This is a genomic window from Pseudoalteromonas sp. JC3 (assembly GCF_030291895.1).
GTDB lineage: Bacteria > Pseudomonadota > Gammaproteobacteria > Enterobacterales > Alteromonadaceae > Pseudoalteromonas.
Map to the genome: position 1 here is coordinate 1,065,008 of NZ_CP127855.1, position 25,077 is coordinate 1,090,084.

The following is a 25,077-nucleotide window of genomic DNA, read 5'->3' on the forward strand; positions in this document are numbered from 1 at the left end:
TGGATGATGAGAAGACTATGCCTCTTATTTTTGTTGGTTGCTCCATTGGCTTGGGTGCAAGTGTCCTGGGCACAAGAGCCTTATCCGTTGTCTGACGAGGACAAAAAGATCGTCGAAATGAGCCGCAGCATTTTACAAAGTGCTGTGGATGGTGCATCTGAATTTATAGAGCCTTTTGCACCGGTTGAACAACCTGCGTCGCTCAAACACAGCGATGAATGGTTGATATTTGCGTCGTCCTCACTGGGAGATTCGTCACTGAAGCAGCTTTTCAAAGAGGCCAGTGCTACCGGCGCTATTGTGTTGTTTCGGGGAATTCCTGAAGGAAAGACCTTGGGGGCAGCTATCCGTGATTGGCATACCCTGATGACGGGGCTTGATCCTGTTCCTCAGGTTCGAATCGATCCGAAAGCCTTTGTGCACTGGCGGGTGACTAGCGTGCCTGCCATTTTTCGCATAGACGATGACAAGGTGACTGCAAGTGCACTAGGGGTTTACAGCAAGGACTGGTTGCAACGCCAAATTGAAACCGGCAATACCGGTTCATTGGGTCAACGCGGTCCGATTCATTCGATTTTAGAACCGGATTTGATGCAAGTGGCGATGCAGCGATTACAGTCGATTGACCTGGGCGCATTAAAGAAAAAAGCCATTGAGCGTTTCTGGTCTCGCCAAACATTCACTGACTTACCCAAAGCCACGCAGTATCGGATAAGAACGGTTGATCCAACCATCGTCATGCAGCGGCCACTATTGGATGCCAATGGCCGAACATTGATCCCAGCAGGAACGCGTATTAACCCGCTCAAAGCCTTGCCATTTACTCAGCAGCTCGTGGTGTTTAATGCGTCGAACGCTGAAGAAGTGGACGCAGTAGCGCATTGGCTTGAGACGCAAGATAGGACGCTGCGCCGCATTACGCTTATCACCACGCAGCTCGACCGTGCCCAAGGCTGGAATCGCCTCAATGCGCTCGAAAAGACATTGGATAGTCCGGTTTACCTTCTCAATGCCTCGCTAAAGCAGCGCTTTGATCTGCAAGTCACCCCATCGTTTGTTCAAGCAAAGGGGCTCGCGTTTGAAATAGAAGAAATTCCAGCAAAGGAGCTTGTTCATGAAAAAGCTCAATAATACGTATCGTCTGATGCGGACTCTCGTTGTCATGTTTGTCCTAAGCGCCTCTATTCCTGCAAAAGCCGAATTGACTTGCCCAGACGCGGGGTTATTGTCCGGCAAGTTGCTGACGGATGTTTGCTGGTCATGCATTTTTCCTATCCGGGTTGCCGGTCTTCCTCTTGGCTCTGGCAATGTCCCAAGCGGCGCATCAAATAAGTCATTTTGCTTATGTGAAGACAACTTAGGCGTGCCAAGGCCAGGTATTGTTACCAGTATGTGGGAGCCAGCGCGTTTGATTGAACTGGTCAGAACGCCAGGTTGTTCGCCTTCACTGGGAGGGATTCGCTTACCGTTAGGTGATAGGCGATTGCAAGGTGGTCATGGTGAAGGTGAATACGATACCGGTGATCTTGCTTTCTACCATTACCATTATTACGCCTTTCCGCTTTTGGTCATGCTCGATTTGTTCATGGATGGCAATTGCAATGCCGATGGTTACATGGATTTTGACTTGATGTATTTGTCGGAATTGGACCCAACATGGCTGAACGATGAACTGGCCTTTTTTACTCAGCCTGAAGCTGCTGCTGTTGCTAATCCATTGGCTATCTCTGCTTGTACCGCTGACGCTGCTTCATCAACGCTTGGTAAACCCATCGATCAGTTGTTTTGGTGTGCTGGCAGTTGGGGCCATCTCTATCCGTTATCTGGCCACACCTTAGCCTTTGGTTCATTAGCAGAAAACACCAGCCATTTAGCGGCGCGTGCAATCGCGGCTCAACACAGGCGTGGTCTTGCAAGACGAACAATGGGGAACAGTGCGCTATGCCGACCTGTTATCGAACCCATGCTGCCGAAATCCCAATACAAGATGAGTATGTTCTTCCCTGTACCAGAAACTGAAAGTGCGCATGTCATCGGTGAAAGCACCATGAAATGGGGAGAGTGGCGAACGATCCCCGGTGCCGGAGAAGATGCGCTCTACATTTTGTGGCGCTGGCAAGACTGCTGTAACTCGGGAGGTTAACTATGAAACCAACATTTTTTACCCGAGTGTTAGCGGGTATTTTATCTATCACTATGGCGTGCTTGCCCTTACATGGTGTGGCCGCTGATGTACAGCGCCAATCCGGCCTAAGCGGACAACAAGAAGGTAAGCAATTGCTGCAAAACTGGACGATGCCCGCACTCAATGGCAATACATTGTCGGTGCCGAATGGCAGTGGTAATGAGTCCATTAACTTGCAAGAGCTTTTCCCAGGTATGGATCAGGGCTCATTGGATGTCTTAACAGGCGTTTATGGCTCTGATGCCAGCATGAATCAATTGGGGACGCAGCGCCAAGAGAGCATGGTATCCGAAAGTGGCGCTACGGGTGAGGCATTTCGTTCGCTACAACAAATCAAAGACAGGTCTCGGCCAGATATGGTCAATGATCCCCTTTGGGCATTAACTGATGCGGTTCAAACTGACCCTAATCTATTGACGCAAAGCTTCCCAGGTTGTGAGTCTCAAGGTGAAGGAAGCCCAAACTACCAGCAATGTGACAGACTCAATACAGCGGTTAACAGCTGCACTATTACTCACGATTACACGGCAGGCATTATTGAGCATGTTTCAGGACCAATGAACCTTCGCTCTTGTGGTGAGGGATGTCTTGAAGTTTGGATTGGACGAATTGGCGACAACTACTGGAGTGGCCGTTGTAAAGTGTTTGAACAGGCCATCACACTCAAAGTCGTGAACCCCGATGCGATTACCTCAGCCGTTCTTGAGTACGCCAAATGGGATGACTACATGCAAGTTTGGCTTGGCGATCAGAAAGTCTGGTCTGGGCCGAACAATAACTTTCCACCAGAAACGGCTGGCCGCTGCGAGCTCAGTACCAGTTGGGAGCGCAATCCAAATACCGATCTCACTGCTAAGCTAAAAGCGGTAGAACCAGGTTTAGAAGTGCCGGTAAAAATTCGCGTATCGGTTACTGGTAGTGGTGAGGGGTATGCACGCATCAAGGTGCGCTTTGATCCAACCAAGGTGGTGATGAATGATAGTTGGTCGCCACAATCCTGTATCGAACAAGCAGCGGATATCCCGACGAAGTTTTCAGACTACAGCATTCAATGCACGGATCAGCCGTCTTCAACCAACGGATGTACGGTGGTCAATGGTGTTTCAGTTTGTGAATCCTACTTTGCCCCAAGCCCTGTGGCGGGCATATCGCCTTTGTGTCGGCGTATACAAGTCAGTGTGGATGACGAAAGCTATAAGGGGATTGAAAATCAGGCCTGCCAAGTGCTTGAAGCGAATCCTTCCTGTGGATTCATGTCGTCAGAATGTGCCGAAACCAATGATAAAGGTGAATGCATTCGTTTTACCGATACCTATGACTGTGGATTGCAAACCAGCGATCCAAAGTGTGTGGTATCCAACCTTATGCCAAGTAGTTTTGAGGCCTGTGAGCCTACTCAGACTATTACGCCATTTACTGAAACCAAGCATGTACCGGATTACCAGGTGTGCGAAAAGATCAGCACGCTTACTCAGTGTCAGTTAGAGCGACGTGTATCCGCCGAAACACATCAACAAAGCTTGTACATTGAGCGCGGTTGCTTTAGCTCTGAAACGCTCAGCTTTGTTCCACAGCACAGCAGTACTATGCAAACTGGAAACGCGACACTGAGGATTTTTGATAATCAAAATACTGAGATAAAAATCACCGAGTCGCCGTCAAAGGCAAATGGTTGGAAAACGACACTCTCACTGACGGGCAATAAAGAAGCGGTCACAGAGACGAAACCGTCCATTAAGTACCCTGAAATGACCTGTCCAAAAGGAACCTTGGTTGGCTCATTGTGCAAGGTCGTTAATGGGTCGATTATTTCGTGGCATGAACCTCAGGAAGTCACTCGTTCCAGATGCGAATCCGGCTGGTACAAAGTCGATTTCGACACTTGCAGCCGAGAAGTTCAGAAGTGTTTGGTTCCTGCGAAACTGAGCGCTTCATTGACCTTCTCTGGCAAGTACTTAGAGCAAGACATTGTTCATCAATCAAGTGATCCGGGCATAGAGCAATGCTTGATGCAAACGGATCAGTTTACTGCGGTGCAGTGGCAGTGTTTGGATACGGGCACAAAACGAATCGACGGGTTAACGGTTGGTAGTGGCGAGTTGGCTAATCTTGGAAGCCTTTATCCTGCGGTTGTTTCGTCTCCTGCTCATTTAACCAGTCGCGGCAGTTCTGATGGACTGGGACTCTCATGCTGGAGGGCAAGAGCGACCTACAATGCTTCGACTGCTCATCCTGAGTTCAACATGGGCAGCTCAGATAGCTGGGTAGATGCCAATGGTAATACTCAAACTATCGTCAATAACGGACAAAACACGACCACCAATACGTGTGCCGCGCTAGAGCAAAATCTGGCTTGCCAATATGTCAGAACCGAATGCACTGAAGGCGGGGCTGGTCATGAAGGCTTCTGCTATATCCAAAGTTTGGTGTATGACTGCGGACAAAGCGTAGAAGTGCAAAATGCACGAATGGAAACTCAATACAACTGTGAGGGGCCAGTTCGCTGTATGGGCACAGATTGTTTAGAGCCAGAGTCAATCAAGCAGGCTAACTTTGCAGAAGCCGCTGCGATGCTTAATGCGGCGCAGTTTATGACCAATGATATGTCATGTACGGGAGCTGATGGCCAAGATAACGTCGAGTGTACGGTTTTTAAAGGTAATGCTGGCCAGTGCAAAAAAGCCGTTGGCGGCATAGTGGATTGCTGTGAAAAGCCAAGCGGCGTGTCGTTATCGGACTACATCACGATGATAGTGGCGGTTAACAAGCTTGATACGGCAGTCATGGCCATGAATCCGTCTTCGGCAATCTATGGTTCTTGGAATACGCTCAGGGAGCCAATCACGAGCACTTGGAGTGCGGTCAAAGAGCCTTTTGTGTCAGCATGGGACTCTCTCATGGGAGCTGGGCCATCAACGGCTGCTGGCGCGGGAGCGGAGCAAGCTGCGACTGGCTTCATGCAGGTGTTGACCAATAAGACGGCTGAATGGGTAGGTACGACCTTTGGTTCGGGGGCGCAATCGGCACTGTTTAGTAACGTTGGTGGCGCGGTTGGAGCCGATGGTGTCGTTTCGGGTGGTAACTTTGCACTGGGAGGCGCAGCGGGCGCAGTTCTGAGTACGGTTATGACGGCCTACATGATTTATTCAGTCACCATGATCCTCATTCAGCTTATCTGGAAATGTGAGCAGAGTGAGTTTGAGATGAACGCCAAGCGGGTATTGAAGAGTTGCCATTACGTGGGCTCTTACTGCAAGTCCAAGTTCTTAGGTGCCTGTGTTGAAAAACGGCAGTCATATTGCTGCTTTACTTCGCCACTTTCACGGATCATTCAAGAACAAGTACGTCCGCAATTAGGCCTTGGCTGGGGCAGTGCGAAGTCACCAAACTGTGAAGGTTTGACCGCGAGTCAGTTAAACCAGGTAGATTGGAGCCAAGTCAATTTGGATGAATGGATAGGTATCTTGTCGATCACGGGCAACCTACCCGAAATACCGTCACTGGATCTGGAACGACTCACAGGCTCAGGAAGTACGCTAAACGTTGATGGGAACCGTCAAAGTGCCGCAGATAGAGCCATTGAACGGCTAAACGGAATGGATGCACAGAAACTGCGTCAGGAGGCGACGGAAGAAATTTCGGGGAATAATTGAGCTCGTCCTTCTAAAATAGCAGCGACAATAATGTTCCATTTTGGTTACTTTAATGCGATTTTACGCTTTAAAGTAACCATTTTTGCACTTTGTGATCACAGATCGAACAATTTCAGCTAACGCGCTTTTGCCCTTTTTTGTGTTAGCTACGGGGCAAAGTTAAGCCATTGATTAAGATTTTGACTCACTCAATCCTATCACTTTGTCATTCGTTCAATGAGCGCTGGTTTTAGATAGTAGATTAAGTACAGCAACACCACATACGATTAATCCAATTCCAATCCACCCCCATGTATCCATTTTCTGTCCATATACAAGCCAAGCAATGCCAGTAACAATGGCCACGCCCAAGCCCGCCCATACAGCATAAGCGATGCCAACTGGTATAGATTTAAGGGATAACGATAGAAAATAGAAAGAAATACCATAACCTAAGCAAACAACGAATGAAGGAATCAACTTTGTAAAACCATCGGTTGATTTCAATGTAGTGGTTGCAATCACTTCACCAAGTATTGCTATTGTCAAGAATAACCAGTGTTTCACAAATATACTCCTAGTAGGTTTAGCTGAGGGCTAAGTATATGGAGTTTATTGATTAAATATCAGTCTTGTTAAAAAACAGAATTTCTGAGCAATGATTGCTTTATCAACGTTTCAATGCGCTCTCGGCTGACTCAAAAATGTCCAAAACTGTTTTACAAAGTTCACAACTGCAATTTAGAAGAGCCCCTTCGAGAGGGGCTGGTTGATGGGAGCCTAGTTGGCTAGTTGGCGGGGTTATCTGTTTCCTCTTCAGTGATATCGTCATCGGTTGAAGGCACCGCTTGCTCAACTTCTGCTTCTTTACCCTTAGCTTGGGCTGATTTTCGTGCTCGAATTTCGATATCAATTATGCGTCGAGCCAGTTTGATGATGCGCTGTTGCCATGCGTAGTTGCCATCAACACGTTGCTTGTTGCTAAGCACGCTAGACAACCAGAGTGTGTCCATTGAGAGCATCAACGCATCGAGTTTGCGAACTAATCCGACAAACTGGCCAACCTGAGGCGAGCTGATTTTGGCGTTGAAGGTAATCGGGTCGGTGTAGTCAGGTACTTCATCGATACCGTTGGACTCCATCAGTTTGTCCAAACGAGCTTGTTCGTTGTCTACCGCTTTAGCGCAATCCTCGATCAATTGGCTAATGATCTGTTCCACTTCATCAATTTCGTTCTCATCGCCAATGATGCGCAGGATGACATCGATTCCGTAAAGCGCACTGACCGTCCGTCTAAAAACACGGTCAACGACACGTTGCGCCTGTAAGCTGTTAATTGTGAATGATTGTTCAAAGATGGGTTTTGAGTAATTGGGTTTTGCTTGGGCCATAAGTTTGCTCCTGATATGACAAAAATCAGTCCCTAGCCTAATCCTCTGTGCGGTAATGGCCTTTCAGCTAGGTGGAAGAATTGAGCATCTTTCTGACTATCCTGTCTGGATAAGACGGTTACACTGACTTTCAAATATTGCTGATCTGTTTCAGTGATATCTGCGCCTGAGAGCATGAGCTCAAAGGAAGCCCGCCGCTGAGTATTCTCAGTGGTACTAAGAGGTAGCTAGCCTCCCTAAACAAATAGCCTGCATGTTTTTACATGCTCAACCATGCGTTCCTTACGGTTCGCCTTTTCACCACCCAACTGGGGGAGTTTTCCCCAGTTGGGGGTGACTCCTTCACAACCAAATTAAGGAGTCACCAATGGAATATATCTTCGGATTTATTATCCAAATCGCAGGCATTATGTTGCTTGCAAAACTGAGCTGGTCGCTTTTGCGATTGCTTGCTCGTCAAAGCGTGCGCCCGTTTCGATTTGTACTTACTCAAATCAAGCGATTGCTCACACCAACACCAAAACGTCGTCCAATGGCAGTGCCTAAAGCTCCTGGTATGCCCCGTTTGACATCTGCGTTTTACAAAGAGCCACATCAGTACGACATGGCTTTACTCGACATACCAACCTATCTGCGCCGTCAGTCATCTTTGCCCAGCCGGGCAGAAACGACTGTGTGCACAGAGTTCAACTAAGACGAGGAGAACATTATGAAAAACCAAGTAACACTCATAGGCTACGTTGGCTCTGAGCCAGAGACACGAGCCTATCCATCAGGTGATTTAGTGACCAGCATTTCACTGGCCACTTCTGAGAAATGGCGCGACCGTCAATCCAATGAGCTCAAAGAGCATACGGAATGGCATCGGGTCGTTTTTCGAGATCGTGGTGGATTTAAGTTAGGGCTAAGAGCAAAAGATTTAATCCAAAAAGGAGCGAAGCTTTTTGTTCAAGGTCCTCAGCGCACGCGCTCATGGGAGAAAGATGGTATTAAGCATCGATTGACCGAAGTGGACGCGGACGAGTTTCTGCTTCTTGATAGTGTGAACAAAACATCTGAGCCATCAGCGGCGGATGATGCGGGCTCCCAAGCTAATTGGGCACAAACTTATCCTGAACCAGATTTTTAACCGAGCAAAAACGCTTAAACCCAGCCGGGAGTACTTTCCCGTCAGGGGCAGACTCCCACTTTGATTGTCGGAGTCCATAATGGAAAAACCAAAGCTAATCCAACGCTTTGCTGAGCGCTTTAGTGTCGATCCAAACAAGTTGTTCGATACCCTAAAAGCAACAGCATTCAAGCAACGTGACGGTAGTGCACCGACCAATGAGCAGATGATGGCGCTCTTGGTGGTTGCAGATCAGTACGGTTTGAACCCTTTCACCAAAGAGATTTTTGCGTTCCCTGATAAACAAGCTGGGATTATCCCAGTGGTAGGTGTCGATGGATGGTCTCGCATCATCAATCAACACGACCAGTTTGATGGCATGGAGTTCAAGACTTCAGAAAACAAAGTCTCACTGGATGGCGCGAAAGAATGCCCTGAATGGATGGAATGCATCATCTATCGGCGCGACCGTTCGCACCCAGTCAAAATCACTGAGTATCTGGATGAAGTCTATCGACCGCCTTTTGAAGGTAATGGCAAAAATGGCCCTTACCGTGTAGATGGTCCATGGCAGACGCACACTAAGCGAATGCTAAGACATAAATCCATGATCCAGTGTTCCCGCATTGCGTTTGGCTTTGTGGGAATTTTCGATCAAGACGAAGCGGAGCGAATTATCGAAGGCCAAGCAACACACGTTGTTGAGCCATCTGTGATTCCACCCGAGCAAGTTGATGATCGAACCCGAGGGCTTGTTTACAAGCTTATCGAGCGGGCGGAAGCTTCAAACGCTTGGAATAGTGCATTGGAATATGCCAATGAACATTTTCAAGGTGTTGAGCTGACGTTTGCGAAGCAAGAAATCTTTAATGCTCAGCAACAAGCAGCCAAAGCGCTCACACAGCCTTTAGCTTCTTAGCGCCACGCATTCATTTTACTAACCCTGGCGGGATTATTCTCCCGTCAGGGGGAAGGTCTCGTCTTTTTTTTGGAGATCTTCCATGACTAAATCAGCCTCACTTTTTCGCTTGGTATTGGTTGTTGCCCTTGTCTTAGGTTCGATTCAAGCCGGTAAAGCGGCAATTGATTCGGTTCAAGCAAGTGTTGTTCAGCACCAAACAGCGTTAGCACAAGCTGCAAAGTAACCACTTAACCCTGAAGGGGAGTTCTCTCCTTCAGGGGAGTCTCCCTTCAAAGGAGGCAATATGAAGGTTATCGACCTATCACAACGTACTCCTGCATGGCACCAGTGGCGCATTGCAGGGGTTACGGCATCTGAAGCCCCAATTATTATGGGGCGTTCACCCTACAAAACACCTTGGCGATTATGGGCAGAAAAAACCGGATTCGTATTACCGGAAGACCTGTCGAATAATCCAAATGTGCTTCGTGGTATAAGGTTGGAGCCTCAAGCAAGGCGAGCATTTGAGAATGCGCATAATGACTTTCTTCTGCCGTCATGTGCAGAAGCCGATCATAACGCAATCTTTCGAGCCAGCTTTGATGGCATCAACGATGCGGGCGAACCCGTTGAACTGAAATGTCCTTGCCAGTCAGTTTTTGAGGATGTGCAAGCTCACCGAGAACAAAGCGAGGCGTACCAGTTGTATTGGGTGCAAGTACAGCATCAAATACTGGTCGCCAATAGCACGCGAGGTTGGTTGGTTTTCTATTTTGAGGATCAACTGATTGAGTTTGAAATACAGCGAGACGCGGCGTTCTTAACTGAGTTGCAAGAAACAGCGCTTCAGTTTTGGGAGTTAGTACAGACCAAAAAAGAGCCGTCAAAATGCCCTGAGCAAGATTGTTTTGTTCCCAAGGGTGAAGCCCAATACCGTTGGACATCGCTGTCTCGACAGTATTGCTCAGCACATGCCGAAGTGGTCCGACTGGAAAATCACATTAAATCTTTGAAAGAGGAAATGCGAGACGCCCAGTCAAAATTGGTCGCCATGATGGGTAACTACGCTCATGCCGACTATGCTGGGGTCAAACTCAGCCGCTACATGATGGCGGGCACGGTGGACTATAAGCAATTGGCCACCGATAAGTTAGGCGAGCTGGATGAACAGGTTTTAGCCGCTTACCGAAAAGCGCCACAAGAGCGGTTGCGCATTAGCACCAATAAGCCAGAGCAGCCCGTTGAAACACCAATCAAAATCAGTCTTGAGCAAGATAACTTGGTTCTGCCAGGTGACTCGCCGAGCTCATTTTACTTTTAACGTTCACTTGGAGCCGATTTCGGCTCCTTTCTCATGCGCTTACATCGAGTGCATCAGAAAGCAGTTTCACTCGTAGCCAATGCTGGGTACGAATGATAGAGCGAGCTGAACTCTTACATACACAGCCATACCACAATCAACACACCACCCGACGGGGACTTCATTCCCTGTTGGGGCATGGGGCCTCGTTAAAACTAATGAGGTTTACCATGACAGAACAATCCCCATTTTTGGTTCAAGTGAATCAAGCGTTTAATGTCCCGGCTCCTGATGCTTTCGTTCTGGAAGGATTTAGTGCCGACACTACCCATCCAAACATTCCCGTTCGCAAGGACGAGTATGTTTTTAGAAAAGAAGACTTACGTGACGTATTGGCGTTCTTGTCTCACCCAGACGGTGACGGTTTGTATATTACAGGCCCCACTGGATGCGGTAAGACCTCGCTAATTTGCCAAGTTGCTTCTCGATTGAATTGGCCTGTTCAGCAAATTACTGCGCACGGTCGATTGGAGTTGTCCGATCTTATCGGTCACCACACACTGGTTAATGGCAACATGACCTTTGTGTATGGGCCGCTGGCACTGGCTGTCAAGCATGGCCATTTGCTGATCATTAATGAAATGGATCTTGCTGAGCCTGCTGAACTGGCTGGGCTCAATGACATTTTGGAAGGTGCCCCGTTGGTCATCGCACAAAATGGCGGTGAGATCATCATGCCACATACCAAGTTTCGTTTTATCGCTACCGGCAACAGTGCGGGCAGCGGTGACCAAACGGGCTTGTATCAAGGTGTGCTCCAACAGAATTTGGCTTTTCTTGATCGCTTTAGAATCATCGAAGCGACCTATGCAGAGCCTTCTGTAGAGGAAGCCATTCTGGAGAACGTTGCGCCGGGCTTGCCAGAAGTCTTTCGCCAAAAAATGGTGAAAGTGGCTGGTGACATTCGTCGTCTCTTTATTGGGGGCGCGGATGGTGGTGCTGAGCTTAGTATCACTATGTCCACTCGGACCTTGGTGCGCTGGGCAAAGTTAACACTTGCTTTTAAAGGCGCTCCTAACGCAGTGGAGTATGCACTGGTTCGGTCTTTGACGGCTCGTGCTGAGTTGGAGCAACGAGAAGCCATTCACCGTATTGCCGCTGATGTCTTCGGTGACCATTGGGAGGATTGATGATGGATAAGTGCTTTGCTCTTTACCGTTACCGTCATTCTGATGGGACAGCCAAAGAATGGGCCATTTACGTTGGATCGGATACCCAGGAGATTGAAGTTCGGTTTGGAAAAGCCGGTCAATTGTCGCAGCAGCGATTGATTGATTCGACTGATCCTAACGCTGAAGCAGACCGACGAATCAATGAGAAAATCAACAAGGGTTATCGATTGGTTGGACAAGTCGGCATTGATCATCAAGGGCGGCCATTTGAACTCTCAAATGCGCTAGATAGTGTCGCGTGCGTCAATAACGTCAGTTGGGAGTTTCGTACTCGCAAGGACGTCAATGGCCAAATATCGCTGGCGAAAAAAGCGTTGTTCGATATGGCAAAGCTGCTTGAAGCCTATGGCTTGGCTGTTATTGATGATAACCAGGTCAGGATTGGAGAATGGTCATTAGGGTTTTGCAAAAGCGGATTACCTAGTACCAATCAAATCAGCATGGTGTCAGGTGAAGGCGCTGGCATTGTTAACACTGATGATGGCCCGTGGCCATTGTTGCTGTTACTGGCTTTTAAGCGTCAATTACCACCACTGTGTTCACTCACAGTAGCGAGTCCTGAAGGGATAGAAGTATCCGACCAACTGAAGTTGGAAAAAGATGTATTGCGGTTGCTAGGCAGTGATTTAGAGCGGGTTCGCCCGATAGCTGAAGCACTGGACTTAATGCCTGTGAAAATCGATCTCAACCGATCGTCGCCTGATTCGCAAAATTACTATTTCTGATAGTGGTATTGCCATTAGCGCGTCAACTACTACCACCCAAACGGGGGCCATTGCTCCTGCTGGGAGTGGTGCGTCCCCATCTCGCATGAGGATGCACTATGAGTATTCAAACCCTCGACAAACTTTTGATTTGTCACATCGACTGTTCCATCTGGAGCGGTAGAAAAAAACTAAGGCCTGAAGATTTCAGATTAGCCAATGGCAGCCAACTTCCACCGAAGGATGTTGCCAGCTTAGGGAGTAAAAAAATTTGCGACCCAGAGGCATTGGCGAACTTTGAAAGGCTTAAGAAAGAAGCGCAGCGCTTGTGTGAGCAAGTCGGTGTGCGGTTTTTAGGTGGCTATGCCGTCCCTGAAGACCGAATTGATCAGATTGTTCCAGAGCTTGACCGGATCGGTCAGGAGTTTGCGCAGTGCAAGCAGTTGTTCTTGGACAACTATGATCAGGTGACGTTTGACTGGGTTGCAAAACACCCGGAGTTTGCAGATGCAATCCGGCGTGCATTATCACCCATCGAAGACGTGGAACAACGGCTTCAGTTCGATTATGCCATCTATCGAATGCAACCAGCTGAACAAGCTGGTGGCTTAGATGACAAGGTCAATGGTATGGGACACACCCTCTTTAGGGAAGTGGCTCGTGATGCCAATGAACTGTTTGAGCGTTCTGTTGCAGGTAAGAATCAAATCAGTCAGCGAGCCCTTAACCCTCTCAAACGGTTAAGAGACAAGTTGGATGGTTTGTCATTCCTGGATCATCGAGTTCAGCCGATGGTCGAAGCGATGGACAATTTATTTGTTCGTCTGCCGAAGACCGGCCCTGTGACAGACAATCTCTATCACGAACTGATGGCGACCATTTTAATTTTGTCTGATCCAGACAAGATGAGAATGCACGGTGAAGGTCAATTGGATATCAGACAACTGATGCCCAAACCTGAACCTAAACCCGCACAGCCAGTATCTGCTCAGGCAGATAACTTACGTGCAATACCACAACCAACCGTCAGACCAAACCTTGGTTCGACTGTACCAAACTCATTTTATTTCTAACGTCCTTGAGGGCATGTTGCCCTTAAGGGCGCATGTCCTCTGAACTATGTAAGAGGAAATTATGCAATCAACCATCCATAACCCCAGCCAACTGAACCAGTTTGAAGCACATTTTCGTGGTGTGACTGATGCGGTTGAAAGTGAATCGATACCAGAAGTGGCGTGTTGTCGAACGTTAGTACAACGGTCGTACTCAACACATAGTGTCGTGATCCCCAAGAACCCTGTTTTGATCGCAGATGCGGACGCACAAGGAGCTTGGGTAACGGCCATGGTATTTGTTCCAAACATGGCATTGCAGCAAACCGCTTTTGAGCGGGCCTGGCTGCAATATCAACACGAGGTGTCTACTCAGTTACAAGACCAGTACGGTCTGACATTGGATGACATCCTGAGTTTAGACCAGCTTAAAACGTCATTTGAGCAGCACGAGAGTCCAGCTCAATTGGTGGCTTGGTTAGGTCAAAAATACGATCTGGATAAGCTAAAAGCACAGGTTTAAACACTCACATTCCCAGCGGGGAAACGCTCCCGCTGAGGGAGTATTCCCCCTAATGATTAGGAGACTCCCATGAATCATCCATTAAAAAACGCACTGCCAATCGTTGCCGCCGCTTATGGCGAAAAGTTTGGTGTGAAGGTGCTTATTCAAGGACAAGATGCGTTTACCGATGGTGAGCGGATTGTGATCCCAACAGCAAACCCAGACGACCCACACTATCAACAGATAGCTTGGGGTTATCTGGCTCATGAAGCGGCGCATATTCGGCATACCAATTTTGACATGGTGCAGAAGGCGTCGTCCAAGCCGATCCGTAAGGCACTTCTCAATATCATTGAGGACGTTCGCATTGAAAACGAATTGGCAAAGGATTACCCCGGAACCCGGCGCAGTATTTCGCAAGTGATTGAGTACATGGTGGACACACAGCAAATGAGTGTACCTGAACAGCTTGAGCCTGCATCTAACTTGCAAGCATGGTTGTTGTTCCGCTTGAGATGCCATTTTCTGGGTCAGAAAGCGCTGACACCTCTGTATCAAGCGGTTGATGAAAGAGTGAGACAACTCTTTCCTGCCGCAGCGATGAGCCGGTTAAGCGCCATGCTTACAGCAGTGCCTAGCCTGGCATCTACAGGTGAAGTGCTGAAACTTGTCGATGCCATCGTTGCCATGTTGGAAGAAGAATCTCGTCCACCACAGGATGAGTCGGATGCTGATAGCGGTAATGACATTGGACAAGATGCGAGTAATGACAGCAATAACAGTAGTGACAGTCAAATCCCTGAAACAGACTCGTCTGCAACGGCGGATGTTGCTGAAACGGGGGATTCAGATAACTCTGATCAAGCTGACAATTTGCGACAAGCCTTAGAGGCCAGTGCCGCTCAGTTTGAACCCGATACCTTTGCCCAAGTGGCAGAAGTGTTGTCGGAACAAGCTGAAGGACATCAGGGCGTCACACCTCTCAGTTTGCCCCAAGCAGAGCAAGCTATGTTGGGTGATGAGGCCATCTTGACCTTATCGGCGTCGGAGTCTGCTCAAATTCGAGCCCGACTTAGGGGCATGGTTCAGTCCAGTCAGGACAATCGGAATCATGCCAAAAGGCACGGTCTTCGAGTGGCAACCCATCGTCTTGCCGCTTCACAAGCCGGTGAGTCGAGATTGTTTATTCAAAGGCAACCTCGCATTGCCCCCAATGCCGCTGTGCACTTGCTTGTCGATATATCGGGTTCAATGGGTAAACCCATTGGCGAAGGTAATCGAAAGTACTTTCATGTTGCCAATGAAGCTGCTTTGGCTTTGGCCATGGCACTGGAAGGCATACCGGGTGTTGTACCTGCGGTCAGTTATTTTCCTGGTATTCATCAGGAAGTTTCTATCGCGTTATTGCCCAAGCAATCGGTTCGACATCGGGCCGCCTGTTTTGACCAAAAACCACGAGGTTGTACGCCTATGGCACAAGCGATGTGGTTTGCGGCAAACAGTTTGTTAGCGCAAAAACAGAAGCGAAAGCTAATGATAGTGCTAACGGATGGTGACCCAGATGATTGGGCTGCCACGCATGACATTGTTGACCGGTGCAGACGCAGTGGCTTTGAGCTGCTGGGGATAGGGATTCAAACACGCAGTGTTGAGAAATTCTTTCCTCAAAGCATTATGATTAATGACGTCAAAGATCTAAAGCGTGAGTTATTCGAAGTAACACAACAACTGTTAATTCAGTAACCACATCAATTTTACCACCCTGCGGGGACGATTCCGTCCCCTTCAGGGCATGGGTTCGTCTCCGCTTTTTTTTGGAGACTCCTATGAAAAACAAAAAGTTCTTAGCTGGCGAAGAAGCCGGTACTTACATCGTTCCTGAGCAAGTGACTGAAGCGGATATCTTAGATATGGCGCTCAAGCTTGCCCGTGGTCGATTGAGTAAAGGTCGAAAAATTGAACAGCCATCGTCGGCGTTCTCATACCTGCAAACACTGATGCACGAGTATGAGCACGAAGTCTTTGGCGTACTGTTTCTTGATACAAAGCATCGCGTTATTCGATTTGAAGAGCTGTTCAAAGGCACTTTAGATGCAGCGAGCGTTTATCCAAGGGAAGTAACAAAACGAGCGCTAGAACTTAATGCGGCAGCAGTGATACTGGTTCATAACCATCCATCGGGTGATCCTGAGCCAAGTGAAGCTGATAAACGCATCACTCATCGACTCCGTGACGCCTTGTCACTTGTTGATATTCGAACGCTTGACCATGTCGTGGTCGCATCCGAGGGCTGCGTTTCGCTTGCCGAACGCGGTTATCTGTAATGAATGGGCGTATTGCCCATTCTCCTACATCACAAAAGCAGTCCCATCAGCACACATCATCACAGCTCGAATTTCTATTTGAGTTTGATGATGCCCCAGTCACTTGGTCTGACACGGAAATCTGGCAGTTACGCGAAGGCATTCTTTTGGATGCGATCCGTGTATTGCTGGACGGTCGTGTCAGTACTCGGTTGCGCAAGGATGTGTTGTCGTGGATTCAAAATGACGAAATAGCGCCATTTTGCTTTCGTGTTTGCGCAATGGCTGCCGTTGTCGATCCTGATGTGCTTCGTGAGTCCATCATGTGGCTATTAAGACGACATGGTATCCAGCTTGACTAACGCTCCTGTATTAACCGAACGGCTAATGCTGGACCTAAGCTGACTTTTACCACCTGGGGTAGGAGTCGGCATTTTATTTAAGGAGGTTATATGGCGTTACCTTTACAAATTGACACAGTAAGGCCATATCTCAATGGCCAATGGCTTCAAGTCTTGGCGGCATTGGTGCCAGAACTTGATGCCGCTATTGCTCGAAAAGGGCGTCATGTGGCTTGTCCTGTTCATGGCGGTCGTGATGGCTTTAGGCTGTTCAAAGATGCTGAATATACCGGTGGCGGCGTTTGTAATACCTGCGGTATCTTTCATGATGGTTTTGAACTGTTGTCTTGGATCAATGGATGGAACTTTGCTCAGTCTATTGAAGCAATCGGCCAGGTTCTTGGTATTCAACCCGGACAAGTACCAACTCGGGCAATACCGAGTAACGCTGTTGACTGGAAGACTAAAAAGCAGGTAGAGGACAAAGCGATTATCCAACGTTTGAATCAAACGTGGGGAGAAACGTTATCTCTTGCAGATACTCGTGCGCAACCTGTTTGGAACTACTTGCATCGTCGTGGCATTGTGACGCGGCTTCGTCCTGAATGGGATTCGGTGCTGAGGTTTCATCCAAACTTGCCTTACCATGATGAAGATGGCCTGTTTATCGATAGCTACCCAGCGCTGCTAGGTAAAATCGTTACTCAGCAAGGGCGTTCGGCCACGTTTCATCGGATCTACCTAAGTGAAGATGGATTCAAAGCGCCGGTTGAAAAGCCAAAAAAGATGATGCCCATACCAAGTGACAGAACAATCACTGGTGGTGCCATTCCGATAGGTGAGCCTGGTGAGGTACTAGGTGTTTCTGAAGGTATAGAAACGGCCCTAGCGGTAACCAGAGCAACGGGGCAAACATGTTGGTCGGTTGTGAATGCAACACTACTGGCTAGGTTTGAACCACCAAGTAATGTGAAAATGCTGTACATCTGGGCAGATCACGATCTCTCTGAGACCGGCCTGAATGCAGCGAATGAACTCAAGAAAAAAGCCTGGCAAAAAGGCATTCTGACACAAGTGTTGATCCCTCCGATACCAACGTCACTTGGCGTGAAAAGTTGGGATTGGAATGATGTGTTGAATGTTTACGGTGCCATGGGCTTTCCTAAAGTTCATATCTGATCCAAGGGGCTTCGGCCCCTTTTTTTTGCGCCTTGCATAATTGAAAAAACATGGAGAATGAAAAATAGATAACTAATAGGAGAAACAAACATGATGGTTTTAACCCTGTTAACAAAGCAGATTGATGGTGAGTTTACGGTTTACTGGAAGACCGGCCTTCGAAGAGGTGGTGAGCTAAAGGTCGATTTAGGTGAGCAATACGACAAGCTACCTGAGCAGCAAAAGCCAATTGCAGCTGAGCTTTATGCTATTCATCACCTACTGTCAGTGAAAGAGGTGATGGGGAGTAACCGAAGCGGTAATGGGCTTCAAATCCGGGTCAGTAAAGGAGCTATCAAAAAGTTACAGAAACAACGCTCAACTCAGCATTCACTTTACAGCCTGACTAGGTTTTTGCTTACTCGATACCAGGAAGCACAGATCTCGGTAGAGAAGCGGGACGATTGGCTCTCACATTCCTTCGAAGAATACAGCGTCGATAATGCTACAGTGAGAGAAATCGATGAGGTCATCAACGTTCCGAACATTGGACCTGTCGTGGTGACTCGTCATGCACTGGAACGGTTTGTGGAACGGCTTTCAGACGGTGCTCCTAAGCATCCTTGGAAGGCTTTGTGCACAAAGCTGCTATGCTCTGGGCTAACTAAAGCCCAGTTACCAGAAAGCGTCGCTATCCAAAAAACAAAAAAATATGCACAAGAGGCCGAGTTCTGGCAGCATGTTGGTAGCAAAATGAACTTTGTTATGGTTCCGGGTGACTCAATTAAAACGTTGGTTACGGTTTTTGCAGTAAATTGAGTTAATGTAGTATTCAAAATTTCTGAATATTACTTACGTGCCGATAGCAGAACTTCAGTAACTAATCATACTAACTAGTTGAATCTAAATTGCTTGACGTTATTACTTAGAAAGGCTCTTCTTCTTCAAGAGCATATGTTCCTTCTGCTTATCGGGCATAAAGAGTACACGATTGTCCTTTAATGACTCGGGATACTTGTTTAAACCTGTCGAAATGATAACTTGAAAGTCAGCTCCATAATTTTTCAATTCTTCCAACTGACGAATACAGTTAATCAGATACTCTAATTCGATTCCGGCAGTTTCAGGTGTGTCAATAAGTAAAAAGCGCGGGAATGTCACTGATTCATCAGACAAAGCTAAATGCATGAGAGTGATAAAGTACATCATTCGAATTGAAACAAGTGAACTTGTTTCTCGATAGAGACCATCATTAATTGAAGGCAAATAGTTATCAAGCGCAATCTTTGCCGATCTGCAATCAGGCAAAGTATTTTTCATCAGCTCATCATACTTTTTACTAAACGCATTTACCTTCGAAGTTACATCCTGTTGAGCTTTAATCTCAAGCCCTTTCCTCTTTAACTCAGCGTCTTTTGCTTTAGAGCTAACCAGATCAAAATCTTTTTGGATACGTTCCAGCTTTGATTCAATCTCCAACAATCGATTCAAATTCGCAACATCTTCTCTAAGCTGCAATATTTTATCGTCAATATCATTTAGGCTTTCAATGTCAACAATTTCATCGACCCGCCCAAGCATTTCTTGTAGCTTTTCACGGAAAGTCACCGACTTTTTCTCTATCAACTCAATTTCTTTTTTAATCTCTTGAACTTCAGAGTCACAATCATCATATGCGGTTTTAATTGTTGACAGTGCCTTAAGTTTCGTTTTCAGAATATCTTTATACTCTTTTGATGTGTAGAAAAACCTCTCATATTGTTCTTCTTCTATCGAAGCGCCACAAACACAATGCCCTTCCACACGATCCACGTGACTTAAGCAGTATGGACAAGTATCAGATGTAAAAAGGTTTAGATGATCGTGTGAAAAAATAACTTTTTCAATGCGTCTAATTTCTGAAGCAGATTCATTTCTAACTACGTTTAATTTGTACCGTTCATCAAGAGCTGAAACCAGATTTTCTTTTAATCGGCTTAATCTAAGTTCACAATCAATTAATTCTGATTTGCACGACTCAATATCTTGATTAATTGTATTTGATCCAGTTCGATTTCGCTTGAATGCCTGTCTGGCATCATGCAACTTGTCAATTTGCTGCTCTTTATCAGAGATTTCTTTCTGTAAAAAACTGACATTTTTAGCCCCGCCATTTTTTCGCATTTTGTCGGCTAAAAGCGTGTACTCATTCACAACCGCTTTAGCCAAGCTTTTCTCTCTCGACAGCTTCTTTTCCTCGACAATAGAGTCGTAGTAATCAGAATAGGCTTTACCAACTAAGAGTTCAAAAATAGCTTTTCGAACCAACTCAGAATCAGAAACATACGTTGAATTAGTATCTGGCTTTTTATAAATACCCTCTGGGTTCGGCTGTTGATCGTGATAAATCAGCCGCATCAAGTCTGATATATTAATTTTAAATGTATTATATCCATGAAAAAGCTCGACCACAGATATTTCCAATTTCTCGAGAATCCAGTCAGAAAAAACGTATGAATCTTTGCTTCTGTTTACGGGATATATTTCAGTCTTATCTTCCGAAAGAGAAAATCTTACCTTCTCTTTAATTAAAGTATTTTTATCTTCTGAATATATCTTCTCAACCACCCGCTCATAGGGGATTACTGTTACTTCATTATCTCCAAAGTAGCGCCTTAGTAAATAACTGCCATCATTGATTGAGATATAAAGATCAACATAGTTATCACTATCAGAAGTTATTTCATCGTGGCGCTTATCATTATTTCTTCGAAATATTGGAACCTCTCCACCCAATGCAAAATAAATCAAATTACAGAAGGTGCTTTTCCCTGTTCCATTATCGCCCTCAATTAGGATGATATTTTCGTCGAACTCTTTAGACTCGAAAAAATACTTGCTTCCTTCATAAATAAGCTTATTAACTCGCATCAGACCCATGTTCGAACTCCATTTTCAACATAAATTTTACCTAACATGGTATCCAGAGTTAGCGATGCCAACCGTCCCACTTTCTTTGATATATTTATTATATTCTTAGATTCCGACTCGAAAACATTGCTGTTCAAAAAGTCATTGGGAAGGTTATCCTTAGTCAAAGTAACATCAATTTCTTGTGCTTTACCTCGATTCAAAGTCACATAGCCTCTCTTCTCAAGAACAAACAACAACTTAAGAATTTCACTTCTTCTAGTTAATCCATTCGAATAGCTGTCAAGTAAACACTCATAATCTTTCGGGTTCAGTTTTTCTCCTGAAGAATGAGAAACCACATAGACTGTTTTATCATTACTGATAATGTCAGTTAAAAAAGCCAACTTCCTGTAGTCTCTAAAAAATTTCCCATCACGACAACCTAAAGAATCCAAAATAACAAGAACGGAATAGCAATAAAGATAGAAATCTTCACCGCTTAAGTACATTAGCCTTTTCTTTGTACTTACATCACTCATCACTACACTCATCAAAAGCTAAAAAACACCCATCAAATAAATTCCAAATAATTCCTTCTATTGTTTTATCATTAGAAATCGTATATTTGTAATCGGTCTTTAACTTAGAAATATCTTCTACTGCTTTTGATAAGAGCGTTTGAAGAACAGCATCCAAGTCGTTGCCGCTTTCAGGGGCTACATATCCATCATCTGAAAAATATTCTTCACAAGCTTCAAAAACACGATACTTCAAAGACAAAAAAGACTTGTCTGCTTCACGCTCTTCATACTTAGAGCCACTTGCTTTTCTAGCTAACAGTCTAATTCGACGATCTGAAATATCCTCAATTACTGAAAGTACTTTTTCCTTCAGATTTCGCTTGTCGGTCACATCCTTTTCAAGCTCGGCGATATAGCGCCAAGTAGGGTCTATACTCTCGTCTGGAATTTGAGACTCTGCTTCTTTAAAAATCAGTTTTACATCTGAACTATGAACCAACTTATCGACTAAGTTTTTACTATTTTGCTTTTCACTCAGCTTATCCATTAACAAACAAAATATTATTTTTTCTTTGCCTATATGCGCATTGTTGTGAAGTGGTGAATTTTCAATATCCGTTAAAACTGTCTGCTTGAGTGCATCCTCATCTTCCTGACCGAAATGCCATAAAATTTTCCTCAAAAACTCTTTAAACATATCAGCATTTAGACCCCGAAGCGTTTCTAAGTTTCCTGACTTAGGCTTTTCTTTATATTGGGAAGCGTACTCTTCAACAAGAATTTCTTTTACTAAATTAATTGTATCGTCTGAAACATCATCAAACGATTGAAGAATTTCTAAAATTGGTTTTTCTGGTAGAGCTATTTCTTTACCGCTATTGAGCTTGGATTTTCTTTCCTTACCGACATCCCTCGTCGTGTAAAAGCCCAAATATACGCTGTTGCTGGTGCGAAATTGATCTACATAGATGTCATAAAAACTGACCAACGTATTTATAACCGGAGGACTAAAAATTGTGAAATTGCCATTCAAGTCATAATTCTTGTCTTCTTCGAAGTAATTACTGACTTCTCCATCTACAATAGTCTGATGGGAAACATCTTCGAGATTTTCCACCGCAGTAAAAAATACAGTACTTCTATCCTGCTGAATCGTTTGCAGCATGAGCTTAATCGCCCTTATGAGCTGTAATCTAAAGCCTTTGCCAGAGTCTCCAGCTTCCCTATTGATAGTCTCTACTGCCATAAAAAAGTGTCATCTTGATTTAATCTGGCCAATGTACACGATCACTCTTTAAAAGTTAACCCACAGCTATATTTCCTCTGCAAAGTTTGATAGTTCGATGTCCGCTCCTAGCTCAAAACGGAAAACCATATTTTTGGCTCATTAAAGTTAGCTGTTACTGGTCAAGACAGCTAGTCAGAAACACACACGATTCATTCATCTATCTGGCTAATCGCCCTGACGGGGATCTTTAGCATGTTAGCTCTATGAAATTTTCTGGAGCTGACAATGAGAACCCCCTTGTTCCCTTGGTTCATCCTATGGGTGACCATCCCAATCATTATTTTCTTGCTATTCATCTTGCCCGCCCATGCCAGTGATGGACCATTCTATCAGCGTGGTCAGGAAGGCTGGTTTTGGTATCAGGTTATTCCTGAACCTGAGCAGCCTGATGAGCTGATAGAGCCGGAAACTGGTGTCGTGGAGTCCAGTCAGAGCGAACTAAAGCCCTTCAGTGCCGCATGGTTCCGAGAGCATATGCAATCGTTCATGGACAAGGCAATTGATGAGCCGACGAATGAGAACGTCAGAGCCTATCTGTATCTCCAGCGCGTTATGATGGATAAGGGCTCACAGTTTGCTGATGTTAGTCAGCAGGTGGTCATGGGCGATCCTGTTTTGGATGAAATCAGTCGCAGACCCTTGGCGACCTATGCTGCCAATCGGATGGATCGAGAAGCTGGCGCTCAACGTGATGTAGCTTTAGGTGAAGTAGCGAAGCGGGCTGGTTTGTTCTTTTTCTATCGTTCGGATTGCCCTTATTGCCATGCTCAAGCGCCTATCATCGAATCTATGGCCTTGAACTATGGGTTCGAGGTGTTTGCTATTGCTGTCGATGGCTTGCCTTTACCCGGTGGAGAGTTTCCCAATTACAAAGTCGATTCAGGACAAGCCCAATCCTTGTCCGTTACGACTGTCCCTGCCGTGTTCTTAGTTGACCCGCCTAACGTTATTACTCCGATTGGACAAGGCGCAATGAGCCTTGATGAGCTCAATAATCGAATCATTCTCGCAGCCCATCAAGCCGGTTGGATTGACGATCAAACTTACTATGCCACCAGACCTGTTCAACCCGGCGTGTCACTCGCGATGTCAGCCCAAGAGCTTAACGAAAAGATATTACAGGACCCTGAGTTCCTTGTTCGCTATCTGCGTGCACAAGGAGGGTTATAACAATGAAAAAAGTATTCCGAGTATCGCTAATCGCCTGTGCGATTGGTTTTTCGTCTATGAGCCAAGCAAGCTTGCAACAGGAGATGAATCAATTGTTTGGTTCAATGACCAACACCACTGCGCCTGGTGTATTCGAGAGTCAGCGGCGTGGCGTTATATCTGGTGGAAGCGTTGTTGTCCGTAACAGGATCATGAACGAGAACCTCGTCTCAATGGTGCCTCCGTCATTCCAAGCAGGTTGTGGCGGCATTGATATGTTCGCTGGAAGTTTGTCATTTGTTAATGCAGATCAGTTTGTTCAATTACTTCGCTCTGTAGCGGCAAATGCCAAGGGGTACGCATTCCAATTGGCGCTCAGTGCTATGTGTGAGAAATGCTCTCAGCACATGGAGACACTGCAAAAGAAAATCCAGCAGTTGAACGAGTATTTTGGCAATTCCTGTCAAATGGCTCAGGGAGTCGTGAACGATACCCTGGCTGCTTTTGGTAAAAAGGGGCAAACAGAAGCCAGCATGTTGAGCTCACTTAAAGGGGCTGGAGACATTTTTACCAGTTGGAGTGAGTCCAACGGTAAGAACCCTTATGAGAATGCTTCAAGTGTCGCGGCATCTGATGTGAATAAAACGATTAAAGGTAACTTGGTCTGGCGAGCACTGAAACGTCATTCGGCATCAAGCTGGTTTGCATCGGGGGATGACCGTTTTCTTGAAGCGGTTATGTCGGTGACGGGTTCGATCATCGTTGGTGATTTGGCTAATGCGGCTGATGGTCAAGGTAAAGCCCCAAAACTGACCAGATTGAATGGCAATAAAGTGACTATTGAGCATCTAATTCATGGCGGTAACGTCGCTATGTACCGATGTGACACAGTGACACAAGACGGCTGTCTGAATCCGACAATCACTAACGTGACTCTTACCGGGTTATCAACTCAGGTAGAAAATTTACTTCTTGGTACAGGTTCTAGTAACGGCATTATTTTTAAGTTTGCTCGAAATACAGGGGCTGCTAGCACCACCGAAAAGGCTTTTATGACCTCGGCTCCTGCGAGCATTGGCGGTATGATTCGAACACTTTCTGCATTAAATGAAGGGGCCGCTAGGTCGTTTGCTTCAAGAGCGGCACCATTTATTGCTGTTGAGATGGCCCGAGCATTGGTTGAAGACATGCTCAATGCAGCTAGAAGTACCTCCGGTGTGGAAGATCATGCCTATGCGAAGTTGTTAACCGAAGACCTTGAACGTGCACGTCGCCAAATCAATGAGGAGTACGCTGCGTTGCAGCGAAGATACGGCTCAGAGCAAGAATTGCTGGCGCATTTTAACCAGGTGATTCAGACCATTCGCAAACAGCGTTATTACACCGTTAAATCTACGGCGCTGGGGGAATAGGTC

The 25,077-nt window shown here is 46.1% G+C and carries 24 protein-coding genes; 19 read left to right on the forward strand and 5 right to left on the reverse strand.

Going from position 1 to position 25,077, the window contains the following annotated elements; all coding sequences use genetic code 11:
* Positions 1 to 3: 3 nt before the first annotated feature.
* The 3 genes from QSH61_RS04245 to traN are packed head-to-tail and all read left to right on the forward strand — an operon-like array spanning position 4 to position 5,838.
* Positions 4 to 1,131 carry a TrbC family F-type conjugative pilus assembly protein gene (locus QSH61_RS04245; RefSeq protein ID WP_350438526.1) on the forward strand — a complete coding sequence of 376 codons (1,128 nt, stop codon included), beginning with the start codon at positions 4 to 6 and terminating at the stop codon, positions 1,129 to 1,131.
* Complete coding sequence (locus tag QSH61_RS04250; protein ID WP_039995231.1) at positions 1,115 to 2,143, forward strand: TraU family protein; 1,029 nt, start codon at positions 1,115 to 1,117, stop codon at positions 2,141 to 2,143. Before QSH61_RS04245 ends, QSH61_RS04250 begins: the two co-directional genes overlap by 17 nt.
* A gap of 2 nt (positions 2,144 to 2,145) precedes the next feature.
* Positions 2,146 to 5,838, forward strand: a complete 3,693-nt coding sequence (traN, locus tag QSH61_RS04255) for a conjugal transfer protein TraN (RefSeq protein ID WP_008305498.1) — start codon at positions 2,146 to 2,148, stop codon at positions 5,836 to 5,838.
* Positions 5,839 to 6,051: 213 nt separating this feature from the next.
* On the opposite strand, the gene QSH61_RS04260 is transcribed toward traN, so the two are convergent.
* Positions 6,052 to 6,384, reverse strand: a complete 333-nt coding sequence (locus QSH61_RS04260; RefSeq protein ID WP_008305497.1) for a DMT family transporter — start codon at positions 6,382 to 6,384, stop codon at positions 6,052 to 6,054.
* 221 nt (positions 6,385 to 6,605) lie between these two features.
* Positions 6,606 to 7,208 (reverse strand): hypothetical protein, encoded by a 603-nt coding sequence (locus tag QSH61_RS04265; protein WP_008305494.1) that lies wholly within the window; start codon positions 7,206 to 7,208, stop codon positions 6,606 to 6,608.
* Between the two features lie 367 nt (positions 7,209 to 7,575).
* On the opposite strand from QSH61_RS04265, the gene QSH61_RS04270 reads away from it, so the two are divergent.
* From QSH61_RS04270 to QSH61_RS04335, 14 genes are all read left to right on the forward strand, one after another.
* Entirely contained in the window at positions 7,576 to 7,902 is a 327-nt protein-coding gene (locus tag QSH61_RS04270; RefSeq protein WP_008305491.1) for a hypothetical protein, read from the forward strand.
* Between the two features lie 15 nt (positions 7,903 to 7,917).
* Entirely contained in the window at positions 7,918 to 8,337 is a 420-nt protein-coding gene (locus QSH61_RS04275; protein WP_072155941.1) for a single-stranded DNA-binding protein, read from the forward strand.
* A gap of 79 nt (positions 8,338 to 8,416) precedes the next feature.
* The gene (gene bet / locus QSH61_RS04280) at positions 8,417 to 9,235 is read left to right on the forward strand and encodes a phage recombination protein Bet (protein ID WP_000414662.1); all 819 of its coding nucleotides are present in this window, start codon (positions 8,417 to 8,419) and stop codon (positions 9,233 to 9,235) included.
* Between the two features lie 82 nt (positions 9,236 to 9,317).
* Positions 9,318 to 9,461, forward strand: a complete 144-nt coding sequence (locus QSH61_RS04285) for a hypothetical protein (RefSeq protein WP_015066581.1) — start codon at positions 9,318 to 9,320, stop codon at positions 9,459 to 9,461.
* 60 nt (positions 9,462 to 9,521) lie between these two features.
* Entirely contained in the window at positions 9,522 to 10,538 is a 1,017-nt protein-coding gene (locus tag QSH61_RS04290) for a YqaJ viral recombinase family nuclease (RefSeq protein ID WP_024015926.1), read from the forward strand.
* Between the two features lie 209 nt (positions 10,539 to 10,747).
* Positions 10,748 to 11,707, forward strand: a complete 960-nt coding sequence (locus tag QSH61_RS04295; RefSeq protein ID WP_024015927.1) for an AAA family ATPase — start codon at positions 10,748 to 10,750, stop codon at positions 11,705 to 11,707.
* 2 nt (positions 11,708 to 11,709) lie between these two features.
* Entirely contained in the window at positions 11,710 to 12,474 is a 765-nt protein-coding gene (locus tag QSH61_RS04300) for a hypothetical protein (RefSeq protein ID WP_437438165.1), read from the forward strand.
* A 98-nt stretch (positions 12,475 to 12,572) separates the two neighbouring features.
* Positions 12,573 to 13,526 carry a DUF3150 domain-containing protein gene (locus QSH61_RS04305; protein ID WP_000027441.1) on the forward strand — a complete coding sequence of 318 codons (954 nt, stop codon included), beginning with the start codon at positions 12,573 to 12,575 and terminating at the stop codon, positions 13,524 to 13,526.
* Between the two features lie 61 nt (positions 13,527 to 13,587).
* Positions 13,588 to 14,028: a hypothetical protein gene (locus tag QSH61_RS04310; protein WP_024015929.1), complete on the forward strand. Its 441-nt coding sequence runs from the start codon at positions 13,588 to 13,590 to the stop codon at positions 14,026 to 14,028.
* A gap of 69 nt (positions 14,029 to 14,097) precedes the next feature.
* The gene (locus QSH61_RS04315; RefSeq protein ID WP_001016322.1) at positions 14,098 to 15,753 is read left to right on the forward strand and encodes a VWA domain-containing protein; all 1,656 of its coding nucleotides are present in this window, start codon (positions 14,098 to 14,100) and stop codon (positions 15,751 to 15,753) included.
* Between the two features lie 83 nt (positions 15,754 to 15,836).
* Positions 15,837 to 16,334: a RadC family protein gene (gene radC / locus QSH61_RS04320; RefSeq protein ID WP_000791199.1), complete on the forward strand. Its 498-nt coding sequence runs from the start codon at positions 15,837 to 15,839 to the stop codon at positions 16,332 to 16,334.
* Positions 16,334 to 16,675 (forward strand): hypothetical protein, encoded by a 342-nt coding sequence (locus tag QSH61_RS04325; RefSeq protein WP_001014428.1) that lies wholly within the window; start codon positions 16,334 to 16,336, stop codon positions 16,673 to 16,675. The genes radC and QSH61_RS04325 overlap by 1 nt, the downstream gene beginning before the upstream one ends.
* Positions 16,676 to 16,765: 90 nt before the next feature.
* Entirely contained in the window at positions 16,766 to 17,833 is a 1,068-nt protein-coding gene (locus QSH61_RS04330; protein ID WP_024015930.1) for a DUF7146 domain-containing protein, read from the forward strand.
* 90 nt (positions 17,834 to 17,923) lie between these two features.
* Positions 17,924 to 18,631 (forward strand): hypothetical protein, encoded by a 708-nt coding sequence (locus QSH61_RS04335; protein ID WP_024015931.1) that lies wholly within the window; start codon positions 17,924 to 17,926, stop codon positions 18,629 to 18,631.
* A 102-nt stretch (positions 18,632 to 18,733) separates the two neighbouring features.
* On the opposite strand, the gene QSH61_RS04340 is transcribed toward QSH61_RS04335, so the two are convergent.
* The 3 genes from QSH61_RS04340 to QSH61_RS04350 are packed head-to-tail and all read right to left on the reverse strand — an operon-like array spanning position 18,734 to position 22,471.
* Entirely contained in the window at positions 18,734 to 20,731 is a 1,998-nt protein-coding gene (locus QSH61_RS04340) for a hypothetical protein (protein WP_024015932.1), read from the reverse strand.
* Positions 20,722 to 21,243: a helix-turn-helix domain-containing protein gene (locus QSH61_RS04345; protein WP_024015933.1), complete on the reverse strand. Its 522-nt coding sequence runs from the start codon at positions 21,241 to 21,243 to the stop codon at positions 20,722 to 20,724. The genes QSH61_RS04340 and QSH61_RS04345 overlap by 10 nt, the downstream gene beginning before the upstream one ends.
* Positions 21,236 to 22,471 (reverse strand): hypothetical protein, encoded by a 1,236-nt coding sequence (locus tag QSH61_RS04350; RefSeq protein ID WP_043960473.1) that lies wholly within the window; start codon positions 22,469 to 22,471, stop codon positions 21,236 to 21,238. Before QSH61_RS04350 ends, QSH61_RS04345 begins: the two co-directional genes overlap by 8 nt.
* 267 nt (positions 22,472 to 22,738) lie before the next feature.
* Between QSH61_RS04350 and QSH61_RS04355 the strand changes: the two genes are divergently transcribed.
* Both QSH61_RS04355 and QSH61_RS04360 read left to right on the forward strand, forming a co-directional pair.
* Entirely contained in the window at positions 22,739 to 23,683 is a 945-nt protein-coding gene (locus tag QSH61_RS04355) for a thioredoxin family protein (RefSeq protein ID WP_024015935.1), read from the forward strand.
* Positions 23,684 to 23,685: 2 nt separating this feature from the next.
* Positions 23,686 to 25,074, forward strand: coding sequence for a conjugal transfer protein TraH (locus QSH61_RS04360; protein ID WP_025610843.1), 1,389 nt, complete (start codon positions 23,686 to 23,688; stop codon positions 25,072 to 25,074).
* Positions 25,075 to 25,077 lie beyond the last annotated feature (3 nt).

Excerpts from the sequence above, each read along its gene's own strand:
- QSH61_RS04245 (WP_350438526.1), top strand. The coding sequence starts at position 4 with ATGATGAGAAGACTATGCCTCTTATTTTTGTTGGTTGCTCCATTGGCT.
- QSH61_RS04250 (WP_039995231.1), top strand. The coding sequence starts at position 1,115 with ATGAAAAAGCTCAATAATACGTATCGTCTGATGCGGACTCTCGTTGTC.
- traN (WP_008305498.1), top strand. The coding sequence starts at position 2,146 with ATGAAACCAACATTTTTTACCCGAGTGTTAGCGGGTATTTTATCTATC.
- QSH61_RS04265 (WP_008305494.1), bottom strand. The coding sequence starts at position 7,208 with ATGGCCCAAGCAAAACCCAATTACTCAAAACCCATCTTTGAACAATCA.
- QSH61_RS04270 (WP_008305491.1), top strand. The coding sequence starts at position 7,576 with ATGGAATATATCTTCGGATTTATTATCCAAATCGCAGGCATTATGTTG.
- QSH61_RS04275 (WP_072155941.1), top strand. The coding sequence starts at position 7,918 with ATGAAAAACCAAGTAACACTCATAGGCTACGTTGGCTCTGAGCCAGAG.
- bet (WP_000414662.1), top strand. The coding sequence starts at position 8,417 with ATGGAAAAACCAAAGCTAATCCAACGCTTTGCTGAGCGCTTTAGTGTC.
- QSH61_RS04285 (WP_015066581.1), top strand. The coding sequence starts at position 9,318 with ATGACTAAATCAGCCTCACTTTTTCGCTTGGTATTGGTTGTTGCCCTT.
- QSH61_RS04290 (WP_024015926.1), top strand. The coding sequence starts at position 9,522 with ATGAAGGTTATCGACCTATCACAACGTACTCCTGCATGGCACCAGTGG.
- QSH61_RS04295 (WP_024015927.1), top strand. The coding sequence starts at position 10,748 with ATGACAGAACAATCCCCATTTTTGGTTCAAGTGAATCAAGCGTTTAAT.
- QSH61_RS04300 (WP_437438165.1), top strand. The coding sequence starts at position 11,710 with ATGGATAAGTGCTTTGCTCTTTACCGTTACCGTCATTCTGATGGGACA.
- QSH61_RS04305 (WP_000027441.1), top strand. The coding sequence starts at position 12,573 with ATGAGTATTCAAACCCTCGACAAACTTTTGATTTGTCACATCGACTGT.
- QSH61_RS04310 (WP_024015929.1), top strand. The coding sequence starts at position 13,588 with ATGCAATCAACCATCCATAACCCCAGCCAACTGAACCAGTTTGAAGCA.
- QSH61_RS04315 (WP_001016322.1), top strand. The coding sequence starts at position 14,098 with ATGAATCATCCATTAAAAAACGCACTGCCAATCGTTGCCGCCGCTTAT.
- radC (WP_000791199.1), top strand. The coding sequence starts at position 15,837 with ATGAAAAACAAAAAGTTCTTAGCTGGCGAAGAAGCCGGTACTTACATC.
- QSH61_RS04325 (WP_001014428.1), top strand. The coding sequence starts at position 16,334 with ATGAATGGGCGTATTGCCCATTCTCCTACATCACAAAAGCAGTCCCAT.
- QSH61_RS04330 (WP_024015930.1), top strand. The coding sequence starts at position 16,766 with ATGGCGTTACCTTTACAAATTGACACAGTAAGGCCATATCTCAATGGC.
- QSH61_RS04335 (WP_024015931.1), top strand. The coding sequence starts at position 17,924 with ATGATGGTTTTAACCCTGTTAACAAAGCAGATTGATGGTGAGTTTACG.
- QSH61_RS04340 (WP_024015932.1), bottom strand. The coding sequence starts at position 20,731 with ATGGGTCTGATGCGAGTTAATAAGCTTATTTATGAAGGAAGCAAGTAT.
- QSH61_RS04345 (WP_024015933.1), bottom strand. The coding sequence starts at position 21,243 with ATGAGTGATGTAAGTACAAAGAAAAGGCTAATGTACTTAAGCGGTGAA.
- QSH61_RS04350 (WP_043960473.1), bottom strand. The coding sequence starts at position 22,471 with ATGGCAGTAGAGACTATCAATAGGGAAGCTGGAGACTCTGGCAAAGGC.
- QSH61_RS04355 (WP_024015935.1), top strand. The coding sequence starts at position 22,739 with ATGAGAACCCCCTTGTTCCCTTGGTTCATCCTATGGGTGACCATCCCA.
- QSH61_RS04360 (WP_025610843.1), top strand. The coding sequence starts at position 23,686 with ATGAAAAAAGTATTCCGAGTATCGCTAATCGCCTGTGCGATTGGTTTT.